We start from the raw sequence: 16,695 nt of genomic DNA on the forward strand, positions 1-16,695 counted from the left end.
GACGTGTCCGCACCCATCGACGGCTTCATTCTTCATCTGGGTGTAGATGACGCCGATATGCGCGTGGCCAAGCGCATTCTTCCAGAGCGAGTCAAACTGATCGACGTTTCGGCGTTTATGCAGGAATCAGGATTTCGCGTTCCCGGCGGACTCATCTCCGCCTGCATCAGGCTTTTCGCCGATCTGTTTCCGTTTTTCGATTCTTATGAGCGCATAGCCTACACTGACTGCGACGTTCTCTTTAATCGAGATATCGGCGATCTCGTCGGCCAAAAGCTGAACGCGCCACTGTTGGCGGCTCATGACGACTACATGTATTTCCGGCCGAGCTATCGTCAAATGATGTCGATGCGGCCGGGGGCACCGTATTTCAATTCCGGCATCCTCGTTTTTGACATGAAAGCCGTGCGCGAGCAGGGCTTGTTGGAGCTGACTCGGCAAGCCGTGGCCGAAAAAGGACAGGGAGATCAAGGCGCGCTTAACATCGCTTTTGAAGGCAAGTGGCAGACGATGCACCCGAACTGGAACCTGATGTCCAATGGCACCTTGGACTATCGGTTCTCGCAAGCATTTGCTCGCCATTTCACCGCCGGAAAGCCTTGGGGAAACCAGGTCGGCGTTGAACTCGATGCGCTCAAAGTCTGGCGTGAATTGGCGCAGGATACTCCGTGGGGGAAGCCTTTTCAGCAGAAAATCCCATTCGAGCGAGGCGTGATGAAACGTTTCTTCCGCAAGTTTGACCGCCTTACGGGGCTTCTTGCGACCAAGGACGTCCAGCGGCGCCGGGCTCGCTACGACGGCAAAAAGATGCACGAGATCTATGCCCAACATGCGGACGCTCATATGCTGGCCGCGCCTTTTCCGGAAAGACTTGGCGGCTTCGGCTGAGCGCCGCCAGCGGTTAACGCCACCCGAAGTTGCGGTCTTTCTTTCTCTCCGATATCAAATCGTCACACGGGGTTAGCCGCTTGGAATGGCTCTGAGCGCAGTGCCGCACTGGTATCAGAACAAATGTCGCGATTCTCCAACTGGTTGCGCGAAAAGCGCATTCTCAGATGAAGAAAGCCTTGGCCATGGGCGTAGGGGAGCAAGTTGCCAGAACAAGATTATCGGCGTGACATCGATGGCTTACGAGCAATCTCGGTTCTTGCCGTGCTATTTTATCATGCCGGCATTTCAGCTGTGCCTGGGGGCTTTGTAGGCGTCGACGTGTTCTTCGTTATCTCTGGTTACTTGATCAGTGGGCGAATTTTCCAAGGCTTGGCAATCGGACAATTTAGCTTCATCGACTTCTACGAGCGGCGGGCGCGGCGAATCCTGCCCGCCTATTTCGCCGTGTCGACGCTGACTGCGTTTGCAGCCTACGCCATTCTCATGCCGGACGAGTTAGTCAGGTTCTCGAAATCCCTGCTCGCATCCTCGCTATTTTCAGGGAACCTCGCCACGCGGGCGGAGTATTTCGGACCGGCCGCCGAGACGCGCCCGCTCCTTCACTATTGGTCACTCGGGGTGGAGGAGCATTTCTACTTGCTCTTCCCTGTGATAGCCCTGCTTCTGTGGCGATTTGGTCCCCGCCTATTTGCGTTGGACCTTACGATCCTCCTGGTCGGTTCGCTCATTGCCTCCCAATTGATGTTGTCTGTCTCTCCGACGACGACTTTCTACTGGCTTCCGTTTAGGGCTTGGGAACTGCTGATCGGCAGCATGATTGCCCTGCCGTCTGTCAAGCCACCGAAATCGCCTTTGATAGGCTCTATCGCCAGTGCTGCTGGCTTTCTCATGATTTTGGCCACGCTACTTCTATATTCATCGTTTATGTCGTTTCCCGGCATCGCCGCTTTGCCTCCATGCGCCGGGGCGGCACTCGTAATTTGGGGTGGACAGTATCAGAATTTCGCCAGCCGTATTCTTGGTCTGGAACCGCTGAACTATATCGGCCGCACGTCCTATAGCCTCTATCTGATTCATTGGCCCATCATCGTCTTTACTAGGCTTCTTTACCCAAACGCACCGCTCTCGATATTTCTAGCTGGAACAGTCGCTGGGTCATTGGGCCTGGCTGTGCTCTCCTACCAATTTGTTGAGATCCCGACTCGCAACCGAAAGGGATTCTGGCGGCCACGCAGGATCTTCCAGCTGTCCACGTTTGGGGTCGCCGCATCACTCGGGTTGGCGTATTTGATGTTCGCCAGCGGCGGCTTCATAGACAGACTGCCACCTGATGTTCAGCAACTCCTTGCCTACCGCTCCAAAAATGACATCCGCATGAATGCGGACTATCGTTCTGGTCAGTGTTTCGTCGGACCAGGTGATACCTATGAAGCGATAGATCAAGCCGTATGCCTTCCCGTAGAAGGCTCGGTCGCGCTACTGTGGGGGGACAGTTACGCCGCACATTACACACTTGGACTTCGACCCGTTCTTGAAGATATGGGTTTTGTGTTCGCCCAACTGAACGCTGCTGGCTGCCCGCCGATTGCTGGGCTTAACATTGGAGATAAACCAAATTGTAAGGCCTTCAATGATGCGGCCTTTGAATGGATACAGAAGAACCGCCCAAAACTTATCGTCATGTCTTCAAGGTGGTTTTACTTGTCGGGAAGTTGGCTTTACAACGAACCGGCCATGCAGTTGCTAAAGAAGGAAATATCAGAATTTCCCGCTGGGACGTCCGTCGTTATCCTGGGCCAATCGCCGTCTTACGAAGAGGATGTTCCTGTCATTCTGGCTCGTCGATGGTTGCGAGGGGATCGTTCCACGGTTTCCAAGGGCGAGATACGCAGCCGCATTTTCGATGCGGATAGACGGATGAAAGCTGAGATGGCTGAGACATCGGCCTTGTATGTGTCAGTCCTCGACGCGGTGTGCCCAAATCAGCAATGCCCGATGTACCTTGACGGCACCCCAGTCCATGCCGACATCGGGCACCTGACAGATGTCGGATCAAAACTTTTCGCAGAGAAGATCAAAGCAGAGATCGGGCTCGCCCAGAAAGCAGGCCGCTAAATCGGCGCTATGTTCCTTGAATCGGTCGGTCGAGCGAGGTCGGCGACATCTACAAAATTTGTATGCGCCACCTTGTCAGTGTGACCCGCATATAGCGTTGCCGCAGATTGTCATCGCCACGCCCTCACAATCCAACGCCAATTTGCAGCGTTGCTCGTTCCAACTGTACTCAGAGCTCCGGTGCCCTTGTTGACAATCATAAAGAAGCCGTTGTTGGCGTCGTTGCTAATCTTCACATTGATATTGACAGCATCTGGGGTGATCGCCATGCCTCGTGGGTCCTGACTGCCGCCTGTCTGTGGAGATACTAATGTCTCATCGCCAACGGCGTAGCCTAGGTCAGCGGTCACACACTGAAGGTACAGTTGGTAAAGCTTCGGTTGACCACTGAGCCCGTGAGGAACGGTGACGGTTCCACCTTTCGTCAGGGTCTGCGGAGTGGTTTCATAAGCGTTTTTGAAGGGCAGCGCCGCAATTGCTGCTGTAGTGAACGCGGTAGTCGCCAACTGCGTCGTGTTGGTGCCAGGCGCAGCAGTCGGTCCGGCGGGTGTGCCGGTAAAGGTTGGGCTGGCAATAGCGGCTTTGAGCCCAAGTTCCGTTGCAATCTCGGATAGCGTGTCGAACGCCGCAGACACACCGCCGAGGACAACGTCGATCGCGGCTTTTACAAATCCGGTAGTCGCCAGCTTCGTGCTGTTGTCGCCCGGCGCCTGGGTTGGTGCCGCAGGCGTCCCCGTGAACGTTGGGCTGGCCTTTGGCGCCAGGCTCGACACAGCAACACCACTGTCCTTGGCGAGCTTGCCTGTTGTGCCGTTGAACGTGGCGATGTTGTCGGCGATCGCCGATGCCGGGCCGGCGATCAGGTCGGACGCCTTGATGCCGCTGTCCTTGCCCACCTTGCCCGTAATGCCGTTGAAGGTGACGATGTTGTCCGTCACCGAAGACGCCGGCCCGGAGAAGTCGCCCGCTCCCGTGCCGTCCGCCCCCTTGTCCCCTGCCCGGGCAAATATCAGCCAGATGCCGTCGGCTGTTGTCGGCAAGGTGCCGGAGCCGCTGACATAGGCCAGCGTCAGCTTGCGATAGCCGGTGCCGTCCACCACCGAGCCGGTGACGTTGTAGACATAGGAAATGGCGGCGGAGGCTTTTGCGCGCAGTGTCAGCTGGCCCTTGATGGTGTTGGTGCTGTCGTCGAGCGTGTCGAGAAGGCCGGTCACCGTGGCGCCGCCGGCGTCGAGATTGTCGACATAGGCTGCCGTTGCCGCGGCGGCGCTCGCATTGTTCAGCCGCAAGGTGCCGCCGCCGGGATCGGCGTCGGTGGTGGTCGTCGAAAAGGTGTAGCCGAGCGCCGCCACCGATGTTGCCGCAACAGAGGCGCTGGCAGCCGCATTGGTGGCCGAGGTCGCGGCATTGGTGGCTGAGGTTGCAGCCGCCGTGGCCGAGCCCGAGGCGGCACTTGCCGAGCCCGACGCGGCGGTTGCTGAGTTGCCGGCATTGGTGGCGCTGGTCGCGGCACCCGATGCCGAGCCGGCGGCGGCAGTGGCCGAGGTGCCGGCAGTGGTGGCGCTGGTCGCGGCCGTGGTGGCGGAGCCGGAAGCAGCGGTGGCCGAGCCGGCGGCTGATGTGGCCGACGTCCCGGCATTGGTGGCGCTGGTGGCGGCCGCGTTCTTCGAGGTCAGCGCCGCGGCAGCGCTCGCAGCCGCAGCACTTGCCGCGCCCACGACATCGCCCAGCGTGTCATCCGAGAGGTAGAAGGCGAGCACAATGGCATCGGCGCCGATCACCGGATCAAATGTCTCGACGACATAGACGAAACTGGCCGAGACCGTGCCCTGCTGCACATGCACCGTGGTGCCCTTCTGCAGGGTGCGGGCGCTGCGGGCGTCGGCGGCGCGATGCCAATGGCCTTCGCTGGCGGTGTAGATGCCGTTCTGCGAGGCGTCCGTCTGGTCCTTGACCAGCACGCGGTCGCCGACCTCGGCCGCCACGCCATCGATGGTCTGCAGCCCATAGAGGGCGATGTTGGCCGTGGTTGCCAGGCGCACGGGTTCGCGTTCGCCGGTCAACAGGCGAACGGCGGCAGTTGCTGGTCGGGCCATAAGGCTTGCTCCATGAAAAAAGCCCCGCGAAAGCGAGGCTTGGAAGGATATTTTGGGTCATTGCGCGGGCTGACAATGGGATTTGGATAGAACGAACGCGCAGGTGCGCTTAGCCAGGTGCGATCGCTTATTCCGGAACTTCACTTCCTGAAAGCGCTCGGCCTCTGGCAACTCAGTTGCTGCGCGGTTCGTACTATTATTCGTCTTCTGGATAATTGCGCGCCCAGGCTCTTGCTTCGTGATTACGGTGACAGTGCACTTTTAAGGATTCTTAGTGAAGTGCGGCGACCGTGACTGGGCGGTCAGCCTCGGCCCTTCTCGGGTCTACTAGAGTCCAGATTCACCCTGCGTGGCTGAATCGTTCTGCGTCCCCAATACGGCGGCAGCACCGACACCACCGCCACCTATCCCAACTACGCTGTTGAACTGAATGATATCCCTTAGGTCTTTATTGTCATTTACGTATGCGCGAATGCGCGCGGCCGTTCTGGGTGCAACGGTTTTCATATAATTGGGATTGGCCATGTAGGCGCGAATAGCTTCCGCCATTAGTTCTCTGTCGGCATCGACCCCCGTCTTATAGCCCATTTGTTCAGGGCCAAATCCTCGATACACTTTCGATGAGAATTGTTCGACAGGCTGCCCTGCGGCGCGTGCACTTTGAAGGGCAGGATTGTTGAGGTCATTGTAGAGCCATTTAAGTTCGCTCTTGATCCCCTCCTGATCGATCATCCGAATTGGACCAGCTTGATCGATCTTGACAATCTTGCCTGCGATGTCATCGATCATATGCCCTATCTCGTGTGCTCCGACTTTGTCTGCCGCGTCTTTTGAAAGAGTATTCAAAATGAGGATGGACCTTTCGGTACCATTTGCACCGGGAGCGACTACGTATTTTCCGACTACTCCTTTTTGAAACGCTCCTTTCTCGACTGCCTTATGGCTCTCGCCAATCGCTGCCTTGACAATAGCGGCATATTCTTCCGGTAAGAGGGGAGAATCTTCTCCTCCCACGGCGCTTCGTCCAACCACTCTTCCGTCGCCGAGGCGTCGCCTTTCCGAGTCGTAGAGGAGTCTTCCGGTCTCTGGGTCGGAGAGTTGTCTTCCGGTTCTTGCGTCGATGAGGAGCTTTTCGTTGTCATCCGCCTTCACTGCACCTTTGTAGTCGTCGAAAATCGAGCGAGCCGGCTTGGTCAGAGGATCATAGATGTTTGCGCTTCTGCTCGCAAATTCTTCTGCGGGTTTTGCCAGCGAAGCCGCGTCCTTGGCAGCTTTGCCGAAAATCGCTTCCGCGACCTCCCCGACTACTTTTTTGCCAACTTTACCGCCGAGACCGCCGCTCGGGATTACGCCGAGCGCGTCGAGTGCCGCTTCGCCGTAGTGTCCAGCTTCCAGCGCCCGCAAGGCCTCCTGCGAGGAAAACACACCGCCTATAACAGGAGCGACGTCGGCAACCGAGATGCCTTCGTTCCCAAGTCCGGTAGATCCGACAAGCGCTCGCGCTAGATCCGCGCGTAGACCGTAAGGCCGCCCCTCGCCGGCTATAAATCCTCCGGCTTTCTCACGAAGCGTTGGATCGTATGACCAAGCTTCCCCGTTGGCGTGAAGACCGGCGTTCGCGGCTTGCTCCAGTTCCGCAGCTTGCGTCTCAGCTGGGGTCATTTGGAGTTCCAGTGCGGTGTTGCGGACAAGTCGGGCCAAACCAAAATGGTAGAGTTGCCGGAACACGGCTGCCTGGACGGCTGGATCGTCCGTCGCAGATGACAATTCATCGACAAGCGCGTGCTTATCCTTCTGCGAACCGTTGGGGTCGCTTAGTCGCCTGTTGATGTAACGTAAAACGTCTTGGGGAAACGGCAGAATTTCCGGAACATGAAGTTGTTGAGATTCAGGTCAGGCCGAGCCGAAAATGATGGCTTTCGAGAACCGGCGCGGAGCGGACATTTCGGTCCGTGAGCACCGGAAGCGCAGAAGGCCATCGTTTGCAGGCCGGGATCACTTGAATATCGACACAGCTTAGAGCGGGTTGTTGGGCATCCATCGGTCCGGGTTCTCGCCCGCCTCCCGCGCGAGCCGCCGGGCGCGGGCGGGGTCGCTTTTGACGAGGGCTGAAATCGCCGAAATGTTGCGTTCGCCGGCGGCGTTGCGTTTGAACGGATTGCTTCCGCTTGAACGCGCGCCACCGTCGATCGTGTCTTCGCGGAACATCGCTTCGCCAACGGCGTGGAACGCCTTGGCGATCTCAGGATCGGTCAGTGCCCCGTCCGGCAGAAGGATGCCCTTCGCCTTGTAGGCATTGACCAGGCCGAGCTTCTTCATCGCCCGGTTGGCGACCTCGAGCTTCTGGCGAAAGCCGTCGCTGTCGGTCGGTCCCCAATCCCTGACGAGATCGTCGTGCGTGGCCTCGACCGAGCGGGCAAGGGCAATCTCTTGTGCCTTGGCCTGCTCGGCCATGTAGCCGACGAAACGGTCGTGATAGGCCTGCGCCACCTTGGGCGTGGCGCCGGCTTCGACCGCCCAGGCTTTGGACGCCTGGGCAAGCTCATCCGAATAGGCGAAGTTTTCCGGAAGCCCGTCGGGGCGCCGGTACTCGACCTTGTCGGGCGATGTCAGCGGACGCATGGTCTCGGGCAGCCGGGCATGAAACCTGTCCCAGTCTTCCCGAGATGCGTCGGCGGCGGGAACGCGCAGGCTTTCGCCTTGCTGCCTTTCCAGCTCCGCATAGGATGTGAAAACCCGGTCGAGGCTTTCAGGCTTGGTCCAGCCCTTGGTTTCAGCGAGCTTGCGGTTGCCTTCGGAAAGACCGTCAAACCAACTTTTGGCGCCAGGCGCGGCGGACCCGTTGTCCGCACCTGCCGGTGGCCGTACTGGGTTGCCCGCCGGCTGCGCGTGCGCAGCCACGGACCCGGCGTCTGCCAGATCTGTCATGTGAGATTCCTTTGTTGTGGTCAGATGCCAGCGCAAGGGCGCCGGCGGCGAAGCTTGATATCTCCCCCCTTGAGGGGGAGATATCCGGCAGGCCAGAGGGGGTAGCCGCGCGTGGAGCGCTGACTTCATGCGGCGCGGAATAGGGCGTCGCGTCAGGTCGCACCGGCCCCCTCTGTCGCCTCCGGCGACATCTCCCCCTCGAGGGGGGAGATCAGCGCCTACACATTATCGCCCCAGTTCTCCCACAGCAGCGTGATCGTCCCCGTCACCGCAATCGTCCCATCAGCATCGATGTCGGTGCCGGTGGCGAACGCCAGGTTGAGATAGAGGTCGACCGGTGTTGTCGTGCCATCGAGCGTCGCGGGGGCGGCGATATCGGCTGTCGAGGCGGTCGACAAAGCAGCACCGGCGCCGTCCAGCGTGCGGCCGGTCGAGGCCAGCACATTGACCATGGTGCCGGCCAGTGTCGCGCTCGACGCGGCCACCGAGCCCAGCGACCAGGTCAGTGCGGCATTGTCGTTGATGGTCGACGCACGGGTGGTCAGCACCGCGAATTGCAGCCTTGCCGTGCCGCCCTTGATGCGCACCTTGCCGTCGAGGAAATCGAAGATCTTTTGGGCGGCATAGGCCAGAGCATCGGTGACCGGGACCGGCATGGCGTTGAAGGAAAACACGGTGCGGTACGAACCGCCCTGCCCTGTGGTGATGGCTTTCAGCCCGGCCTTGGGCGGGGCAAGGCCGGCCTCACGGGCTGTGGCACGGACAAGCGTCCGGGGAAGACCTCGGGTCATTGGTATCTCCATTCTTGGATTCTTTTCTCTCGGCTCAACCCGCCGCGGGTGATTGGGATCGAGGCGGCATAGGGCCTTGCAGACTGATTCAAGACGAAGCTCTATCGTCTTGTTCGATCACGATCTTTCAGCCTGAAGGCTTCAGTCATCAAGGCCTGAGAAACCATGTCTCATATCGTGAGAGATGGTGCCCATGTTCCGCCGCATTGCGCCAGCAACTGGCAACCATTCGCCCCGATCCGCGTTTGGGGCTTCAAAGGAGTTCTCGAGATGATCATCAGACAAGCCATTGCCGCCGTGCTCATGACTGCCGCGCTGGCAGGTTGCGCGACCCAGACCGAACAGCAGCAGAGGGCGACCACCGGTGCGCTCATCGGCGGCGGTGTCGGCGCCCTCGCCGGCCAGGCGCTGGGTGGCAACACCAAAAGCACGGTCGTGGGTGCTGCCGGCGGCGCCTTGCTCGGCGCCGTCATCGGCCAGGCGACCACGCCGCAGCGCCGCGGCGAACAGCTCTGCCGCTACCAGGACCGCTACGGCCGGATTTACACCGCACCCTGCGACGACCGGTACTATAACGGCGATTATTGAGCACTAGCTCCCACCTTCTCCCCCGTTCACGGGGAGAAGGTGCCCGAAGGGCGGATGAGGGCAGCACAAACTTCTGATAGGCTGGCACCGCCCCTCACCTGCCTGCCGGCGTTCGTCATTCGAAAAGCCAAGCAGTTGGCTTTTCGTCCGCTACGCGGGCCACTCCTCAACTCCCCGTAGAACGGGGAGAGGGGCGCAGCTTCGATGTCGGCGCCTCCTAATTACTCTCCGCCCGCGCCGCCTTCTCCAGCGCCGCGAGTTGCGCCTCGTCCAGGGTCAGAAACCCCATAATATGCTGCACCACCTCAGCGCGCGCATTGCTCAGCGCACTGTGCAGTTCGAAGCCGTTCGGCGTTTTGGTCTTGGCCAGCCATTCACCATAGGACGGGCGGCGGTAGTAGCCGGTGGCGGCAAAGAGGTCGGCCAGCACCATCTCGCCGTCCTGGCCGGAGAAGACCCTGAGATAGGCCTTGGTCAGCGCGTCGCGCGCCTTGGCCGGGCCACCGGCCTGGCTGGAATGGGCGAAGCGTTTTTGGCTCATGCGCCGCCGCCTGTCATGCCTGGGCCGCCAGCACCTTGGCCACTCGATGCGTCAGCCGGCGCGCCCTGCCCGCCTGGTGCGGCCGGCTGTCCGCCCATCAGGCCTTGCAAACTGTCGAGCAAGCCGCTGTCGCGCGCCTGCACGGCCGCCGGCACGGCATCCTTGGCGACCTTGCCGGCGGTGGCGATCGCCGCCATGCCGGCCTGCGCCTGCTGCGCTTTGGCTCGCGCGCCGCGCAGACCGTCGACCTCCTCCTTGCGCCGAAAGATGCGTTGCGGGCTGCGGCCGGCGCTCTGCACGATCTTGATCGCCTCGTCGCTGTCGATGTTGTCCATCACCCCGGGGTCGAACTGCGCCATCTGCATGGCCGTCGTCACCACCTGGATGGTGTCGCGCGCTTCGGCCGAGCGGCGCAGCACGTCGAGCGGGCCGGTGAATGTCGGCCGCACCGCCTTGCCGGCGAGGCTTTCCGGCGGCTGGAAACGGCTGTCCTCGTCATACAGTCCCTTGTCTTCCAAAATGCCAAGTTCGCGGTCGAGATTGCTGGCAAAGCCGGCCTGGATGATCGAGCCGGAGGGGCCGAGCAGAGCGCCCTTTTCCTCTTGCCGGATCAGCGCTTCCGTCGCCGTCATCTGCGGGTTCTGCACCAGCGTCTGGAACAGATTGACGAACATCATGTCGCGGATCTCCTCGGCCCGGCTCGCCGCATAGTTGAAGGCGTAGGTCGGGTTCTGGCCGGTCGCGATCGGCTGGATCAGCGGCCGGCCATTGTCGTCGATCAGGCCGGGATAATTTTCGCCGGGATTGAGCACCGGCACATAGTCGAGCCTGGCCTTGGAAGCGGTCGCCGGATCGGTGACCTGCTGCAAGGCGCGCAGGCCGGAGCGGCGCACGGCGTTTTCCTCGCGAACCGTGGTCAGCGCCTCGATGGTCGGCGAGATGCCATAGGGGTCGCCCTCGTAGCGGCGCCAGTTGAAGCACGACACCGGGAACGAACGGAAACCGCTTTCCCGGACGATCTCTTCCTCGTCTTCGATGACGTGATATGAAGCAAAGGCCGTGTCGAGATATTGGTAGGACCCGCCGAGCCGATACATCTTGCGCTCGTCGCGCGGTTTTATGCACTGGATCAGCGAAATTTTCGTCTCGCATTTGGCGGGGTCGTCGACCAGCACCTTGATGCGCGCCGGCAGTTTTTCGTAACCGAGCAGCTGCGCGGCCTGGCGCGCCGTGCGCTCGTAGCGGCGGTGAAACGTGTCGACCTGGCCCCAGCGGTTGCGCGCGAGATAACCCTCGACCACCGGGATCGAGGCATAGCGGATCAGCGTGCCGTCAAAACCTTCCTCGGCGTAGAGATAGGCCGGGCCGTAGCGCACGACATTGCGCAGGCAGGCTTGCGTCGCCGGCACAAAGTTCGAATTGGCGGAATAGCGCAGCGCAAACAGGAAATCGCGCAAGGCTTCCGCCCATTCCTTCTCCTCGTCGGTCTCCTCGTCGTTCATGGCGGCGGTCGACAGGCCATGCCATTTCTCCGACTGCGGGATGATCAGGCTTTCCAGGCCCGCGGCCAGCCGGTTGGCGGCCGAGTTGATGGTGTTGGCGTAGACGCGCGCACCCCGCCGCTCCTGCCGCTCGGCCTGCGAGTCCGCGCCGCCGCTGCGGCGGCCGCTCCAGACATCGGGCGCATCGGGGTCGCAGAACTCGGACACCGCCTCCCAGACCGCCTCATACTGGCTGCGCTCGCTTTCGAGCTCGGCCTGGCGCGACAGGATATCGTGGGCGCGGCTTCTCGAGCCTTCTTCAATGGCCATGGGAGGCTCCTGAGTATGAGTTGAGTGTGCGCCGCAAAACTTTCTTGTGCATCGCAGCAATCAGTGCGTAGATTGGCAGGGCAAAGCAGCCAGGAACGGGATGACCAAAACGCGAGATCCAAGGGCGGAAACGGCCCACTTCGACGCCCTGCACGGCCTTAGGGGCATCGCTGCTGTCCTGGTGATGCTCGGCCACTTCGCCGAATATACGGGCCGGCGATATGATCTGGCGCCTTCAGGATTCCTCGCCGTGGACCTGTTTTTTCTGCTGAGCGGCTTCGTGATCGCCCACGCCTACGACGACAAGTTCCGAAAAGGGATGTCATTCTGGGCCTTCGCGGAGACCCGTCTTCTCCGGCTCTACCCGCTCTACTTCGCCGCACTCGGCCTGGCCATGATCGGCGTCGGTGCAATCATCGCAACACAAGGGCTCGGTGCGTATTCGCGGCTGGATTTGCTTGCAACCCTTGGGTTTTCCGTTCTTTTCCTGCCTACGCCGCCGGCGCTCTCGACGGCTCCCGACCTGCTTTTCCCGCTTGATGGTCCGGCATGGTCGCTGTTTTATGAACTCGTCGCCAATGCCTTCTTTGCCGCGTTGGCCACAAGGCTGCTTGCGCGTTCGCTGGCCGTCATCGTCGGCGTTGGCTTGCTGGCCTTGGTGCTGATGGCCTGGCACGGTGTCGTGCTTGGCGGCGGCGCCTACTGGGACAACACGATCGCGGCGCCCGCCCGGATCGCCTTCTCGTTCTTTCTCGGGGTCTTTCTCAACCGGTATGCGACCGGCGACAGCCGGGATGGCAATCTCTATATGCTGTTCCTGCTGGTGCTGTGCGGAGCGCTGATGACCTTCGATCCCGCCGAACATGTCCAGTTATACAGCCTGGTGGTTATCGTCCTGATCTGGCCCTGGCTCGTTCTCGTGGCCTCGCGCTTGCGGCTTTCCGGTTTCTGGCGCTGGATTGCGCTCTTCTCCGGCAACATCTCCTACGCCATCTATGTCCTTCACACGCCGCTCATCCGCCTGTCGGACGCCGCGGTCCAAGCTGTCACCGATATCGCATGGAACGAGCACGGCCTGCCGTTCATCCTGGCGACATCCACCCTGATCATCGCGGTCTCGGCACTCGCCCATTATGTCTACGACAAGAATATCCGGGCCCTGCTGCGGCAATGGCTTTCACTTCGGCGCGCCCGAGAGGGCGTGACACAGTTTTAGCCGGCTTTCAGGTCGAGGAGATCGGCTGGCTTTTAGAGCCTACTCCGCTGGCGCCGTCCCCAGCTTTGGCTTTCTTGCGGAGCGCTGGACAACGAAGCGGCCTGCCTTCTGGCCGGGGACCTCGATCAGATTGTAGGTGATCCAGGACAGCAAGGTCACCGTCGGCAGGACGATGGCGACGACGATGGCGAAGCGCAGCGGCGCCGCCAGTTCGTGGCCGTATTGGCTGATGACAAAGGCCGCCACGGGCTGCAGCACCAAGAGATGGATCAGGTAGATGCTGAAGGACAGCTCGCCCATCAGATGAAAGAACCGATTGCTGAGCGTCAGGGCGATTGCTCTCGCCAGCCTTCCCGCCTGTCCCGGCAGCATGCGATAAAGCACCAGGGCAAAGAAGCCCAGCACCAGCGCTTCCCGCACCAAAAGCTTGCCCAGTCCGTAGTCGCCGCCAAAGGGCAGCGCCGCCAGCAGCACGGCCAATGCCAGATAGAGCAGCGGCCGCGGCTGGCTTTGATGCACGACGCCCGCCAACAGCATTCCACACAGGAAGATCTGCATTTTCAGCGGCAGGAACGAGGGCATCGGAAAATGGATCGACAACCGGCCCATCGCAAACACGATGATGCAGCCAAGCACTGCGACCAGTATGGCGCTCCGTATCCAGTCCAGCCTGCGCACCAGCAGCATGAGCGCCGGGAACACGGCGTAAAACTGCATCTCCAGCCCCAGGCTCCAGTCGGGCAGCGGCGTGCGGTAGGCGAGGTTCGGCACCAGTCCGAACAGGAAGGTGAGATGGGCGACGATGTTTTTCAGGCTGCCGTCGAGATAGCGTTCAGGCGCCTGGTGCGATCTCGACAGGAAATCGTCGATGACGATCCTCGACTCGTAGAGATAGGGGCCAAGCGCCAACGCCGCGAAAAGCATGACGTAGAACAGCGGCGCGATCCTGAAATAGCGGCGCGTCCAGAATTTCAGCCAGGTTTCCGGCCTTTGCCAGGGCTCCTTGTCCTGGCGCAGCTGATAATGGAACACCATCAGGAAGCCGGACAGCATGATGAACAGGTCGACGCCGAGATCCGGTTCGCCAACGATCGGAATCTGCCAGCCGGTCAAAAGCAGGCAATGCCCGACCAGCACCCAGATCGCGGCGAGCGCCCGAAGCCCGTCCAGGCATTCGATGCGCGATGACCTGATATCTGTCATGCCGGGCTCCGAGATAGCAGGAGCGCGGGCGATACGACTGCGACACGGAGTGGTGCCCAGGAGGGTGCTGACACGATGAATCCTCGTGCAAGGTCGAAAACCCACCCATGGAGAGTTTCGATCCACCGGCCGCATATCGCAACGCAACAAATCTAACGCAGTGCAACATGAGCGGAGGTTTTGAGGGGCGAAAGCGCCAGCACCGAAGCTGCCGATCTCCCCACTTGAGGGGGTTGAGGAGTGTTCCGTGCAGCGGACGGAAAGCCAATTGCTTGGCTTTCCGAACGACGAACGGCCGGCAGGCCAGAGGGGGTCGTCTCGCGTGGAGCGCTGACCCACTCTTGCAAGTTAGAAGGTCGCGTCCCGTCGCACCGACCCCCTCTGTCGCCTTCGGCGACATCTCCCCCTCGAGGGGGGAGATTACCCTCGCCTTTTCACCAACCGTGCGTGCTTTCGCCAATACCACCAGGCCAGCACTCGCTTGCGAAAACTGCGCTTCATCGCGGTCATGGTCATACCCCCAGCAGCACGCGGCGCTGGCCGGTGAGATCGCTCGGCGACAGATCGGTCTTGATGGTGCCGGCCGTGCCCTGGCGCTGTTCGAGCTCAGCCCGAAGTGCGGCTTCGCGCGCCTGCACGTCCTTGTCGGCGATGGTCGGCGTTGGCGGCAGCGGCTTCAGTTCCGGTGGTTTTTGAAACAGACACATGGTTCCAGCCTTCTCTTGTCCAGTCGTAGAGGAAAAAATCTTCGCCGTTCTTGCCGTAGCCCGGCAGCAGGCAGCGTTGCGTAGCACCCAGCCGGCCAAGCCAGCGCAGCGCCAGTTCATTGGCGGCCAGCGCCCTCGCCTCGACGCGTAAAGCACCGCGCGCCGCAACCTGAGGCCCCAGCACCTTGTGGAAGAACCCGGTGATGCCAGGCACGCAGCGCTTCATGCGGCGTGTGCCCCAGCTCCAGGCGATCCACAGCCCGCCCCGCTGTTCGGCGGCGCCAAAACCGGCTTCCGGATTGCCGTCGAGTTCGGCGACGTAGGCAAACCCCTGCAGCGCGGTCAGCGCCAGCAAAGCCGGCGACCAATGGTCGAGCTGGCAATCGATCTCGGCGCGGTCTTCGGGGCGGAGGTTAGCGGCGATGTAGGAAAGATCGCGCAAGGTGGCGGGGATGATGCGGAGGGTCATGAGCATGCCATGGGTGCGCTTCTCGTTTCGTGCGTATCGAAGGCAGGGCATTCGCTTCAGTTTCAGTGGCCTTGGGCGTTTGCGCTGCCCCTCACCTGCCTGCCGGCATCCTCTCCCCGTATAGTGACGGGGAGAGGGGCGCTCTCATCGCCGGTTTCGCCAATCACCAGCGTTGCAAGAAGGACGCCGTCGTTGTGGCCAGCCCCTTCTCCCCGTCCCTATACGGGGAGAAGTGCCCGGCAGGGCGATGAGGGGCGGTGCCAGCTTCGACGATTGGCTCGTCGCAAGTGCAACCGTCATTGTCCGAAGCGTTTGCCCTCAAAGGCCTGCGCACTTGACCGGCTCCGTCGCCAGTGACCTACTTCGGAGGCGCACGCTATCGGTTATCCAGGAGACGGGCGAATGGACATTCGATCGACACTGACGGAGCTATGCGACGCCTTCAACGCGCACGATCTCGATCGCATCATGGCGTTCTTTGYCGACGACTGCGTGCTGGAGATGCCGCGGGGAAGCAAGCCCTGGGGCACTCGTCTCGAGGGAAAAGCCAACGTGCGAGACGCGCTGGCGACACGCTTCGAAGGCCTGCCCGACGTCCACTATGGCAACGGTGAGCATTTTGCCGATGCGGCTGCCGATACCGGCATGTCGAAATGGACCCTCACCGGCACCACCCGCGAGGGCGTGAAAAAGGAAGTCCGCGGCTGCGACTTCTACACGTTTCGGGACGGCAAGGTGATCCGCAAGGATTCGTATTGGAAGATCGTGGAATAGGAGTTGGCGATAGGGTCAATTCGCGACAGCGATCAGACTATTCCAGCTTGCCGCAACGCATCCGCTGCCCTCAAAGCCTTGCGTATGGAAACGCCGAGTTCGCCATGCTCGAGCCCAGCGGTGACCTGCACGCAGATGTCGCCATGAAGACTGCGGACGGGTGCGGCTTCCAACTGCAAGACGAGATTGATGGTCTGCACCGTCACTCTCGAACTCTTGCTGTTAAAGCCGGAGACGGACCTGTCGCCCGATACCTTGAACACGGCCCAGTCGGTCAGCTTGGCATGGCGCTGATTGGGCGGCTCCCGGGGATCGTGTGTGAGCAAATGTTCGCAAACAACACGACCAAGGTCCTCATCGCTGGCATCGATTGGCAAGACCGAAGGCTGTCCCGTTTCAAGGGACAACGAGCCAGGAATCGACATCACCGAGGTCACCAAGAATTTGCGATCGGCGTAACGGTAGATGACGGCTTCGAGTTCGCCGCCGTTCAAATTGCGTTGCCGCTGTATCGCCAGCAGCGATGAGCCTGGCAGGTCCAACACGTTCATTTGGGTCCTAGCCC

At 60.9% G+C, this 16,695-nt stretch carries 14 protein-coding genes; 5 read left to right on the plus strand and 9 right to left on the minus strand.

Going from position 1 to position 16,695, the window contains the following annotated elements; translation table 11 throughout:
• Positions 1–3 precede the first annotated feature (3 nt).
• Positions 4–888, plus strand: coding sequence for a glycosyltransferase family 8 protein (locus tag AC1DXN_RS11540; RefSeq protein WP_477273774.1), 885 nt, complete (start codon positions 4–6; stop codon positions 886–888).
• Positions 889–1,092: 204 nt separating this feature from the next.
• Positions 1,093–3,006, plus strand: a complete 1,914-nt coding sequence (locus tag AC1DXN_RS11545; RefSeq protein WP_477273776.1) for an acyltransferase family protein — start codon at positions 1,093–1,095, stop codon at positions 3,004–3,006.
• Between the two features lie 110 nt (positions 3,007–3,116).
• Here the strand turns inward: AC1DXN_RS11545 and AC1DXN_RS11550 are convergent, their stop codons facing one another.
• The 4 genes from AC1DXN_RS11550 to AC1DXN_RS11565 form a co-directional block, all read right to left on the minus strand.
• A complete protein-coding gene (locus AC1DXN_RS11550; RefSeq protein ID WP_477273778.1) occupies positions 3,117–5,102 on the minus strand; it encodes a hypothetical protein in 1,986 nt (661 codons plus the stop codon).
• A 327-nt stretch (positions 5,103–5,429) separates the two neighbouring features.
• Positions 5,430–6,764 carry a hypothetical protein gene (locus AC1DXN_RS11555; RefSeq protein ID WP_477273780.1) on the minus strand — a complete coding sequence of 445 codons (1,335 nt, stop codon included), beginning with the start codon at positions 6,762–6,764 and terminating at the stop codon, positions 5,430–5,432.
• 354 nt (positions 6,765–7,118) lie between these two features.
• Complete coding sequence (locus AC1DXN_RS11560; protein ID WP_477273782.1) at positions 7,119–8,030, minus strand: hypothetical protein; 912 nt, start codon at positions 8,028–8,030, stop codon at positions 7,119–7,121.
• Between the two features lie 218 nt (positions 8,031–8,248).
• Positions 8,249–8,821 (minus strand): hypothetical protein, encoded by a 573-nt coding sequence (locus AC1DXN_RS11565; RefSeq protein ID WP_477273784.1) that lies wholly within the window; start codon positions 8,819–8,821, stop codon positions 8,249–8,251.
• A gap of 270 nt (positions 8,822–9,091) precedes the next feature.
• On the opposite strand from AC1DXN_RS11565, the gene AC1DXN_RS11570 reads away from it, so the two are divergent.
• On the plus strand, positions 9,092–9,409 hold the full coding sequence (locus tag AC1DXN_RS11570) for a YMGG-like glycine zipper-containing protein (protein ID WP_477273786.1): 318 nt from the start codon (positions 9,092–9,094) through the stop codon (positions 9,407–9,409).
• 217 nt (positions 9,410–9,626) lie between these two features.
• Here AC1DXN_RS11570 and AC1DXN_RS11575 read toward each other — a convergent pair whose 3' ends face one another.
• Together AC1DXN_RS11575 and AC1DXN_RS11580 are read right to left on the minus strand one after the other, a co-directional pair.
• Complete coding sequence (locus AC1DXN_RS11575; RefSeq protein ID WP_477273788.1) at positions 9,627–9,950, minus strand: Bbp19 family protein; 324 nt, start codon at positions 9,948–9,950, stop codon at positions 9,627–9,629.
• Complete coding sequence (locus AC1DXN_RS11580; protein WP_477273790.1) at positions 9,947–11,761, minus strand: portal protein; 1,815 nt, start codon at positions 11,759–11,761, stop codon at positions 9,947–9,949. The genes AC1DXN_RS11575 and AC1DXN_RS11580 overlap by 4 nt, the downstream gene beginning before the upstream one ends.
• Before the next feature lie 46 nt (positions 11,762–11,807).
• On the opposite strand from AC1DXN_RS11580, the gene AC1DXN_RS11585 reads away from it, so the two are divergent.
• A complete protein-coding gene (locus AC1DXN_RS11585; RefSeq protein ID WP_477273792.1) occupies positions 11,808–12,977 on the plus strand; it encodes an acyltransferase family protein in 1,170 nt (389 codons plus the stop codon).
• A 39-nt stretch (positions 12,978–13,016) separates the two neighbouring features.
• On the opposite strand, the gene AC1DXN_RS11590 is transcribed toward AC1DXN_RS11585, so the two are convergent.
• Both AC1DXN_RS11590 and AC1DXN_RS11595 read right to left on the minus strand, forming a co-directional pair.
• On the minus strand, positions 13,017–14,180 hold the full coding sequence (locus tag AC1DXN_RS11590) for an acyltransferase family protein (protein ID WP_477273794.1): 1,164 nt from the start codon (positions 14,178–14,180) through the stop codon (positions 13,017–13,019).
• A 606-nt stretch (positions 14,181–14,786) separates the two neighbouring features.
• The gene (locus tag AC1DXN_RS11595; RefSeq protein WP_477273796.1) at positions 14,787–15,362 is read right to left on the minus strand and encodes a hypothetical protein; all 576 of its coding nucleotides are present in this window, start codon (positions 15,360–15,362) and stop codon (positions 14,787–14,789) included.
• A gap of 396 nt (positions 15,363–15,758) precedes the next feature.
• On the opposite strand from AC1DXN_RS11595, the gene AC1DXN_RS11600 reads away from it, so the two are divergent.
• The gene (locus AC1DXN_RS11600; RefSeq protein ID WP_477421549.1) at positions 15,759–16,130 is read left to right on the plus strand and encodes a nuclear transport factor 2 family protein; all 372 of its coding nucleotides are present in this window, start codon (positions 15,759–15,761) and stop codon (positions 16,128–16,130) included.
• A gap of 32 nt (positions 16,131–16,162) precedes the next feature.
• Here AC1DXN_RS11600 and AC1DXN_RS11605 read toward each other — a convergent pair whose 3' ends face one another.
• Positions 16,163–16,681, minus strand: coding sequence for a hypothetical protein (locus tag AC1DXN_RS11605; RefSeq protein ID WP_477273800.1), 519 nt, complete (start codon positions 16,679–16,681; stop codon positions 16,163–16,165).
• Between the last annotated feature and the right edge of the window lie 14 nt (positions 16,682–16,695).

Source organism: Mesorhizobium sp. P2_H9 (assembly GCF_056403215.1).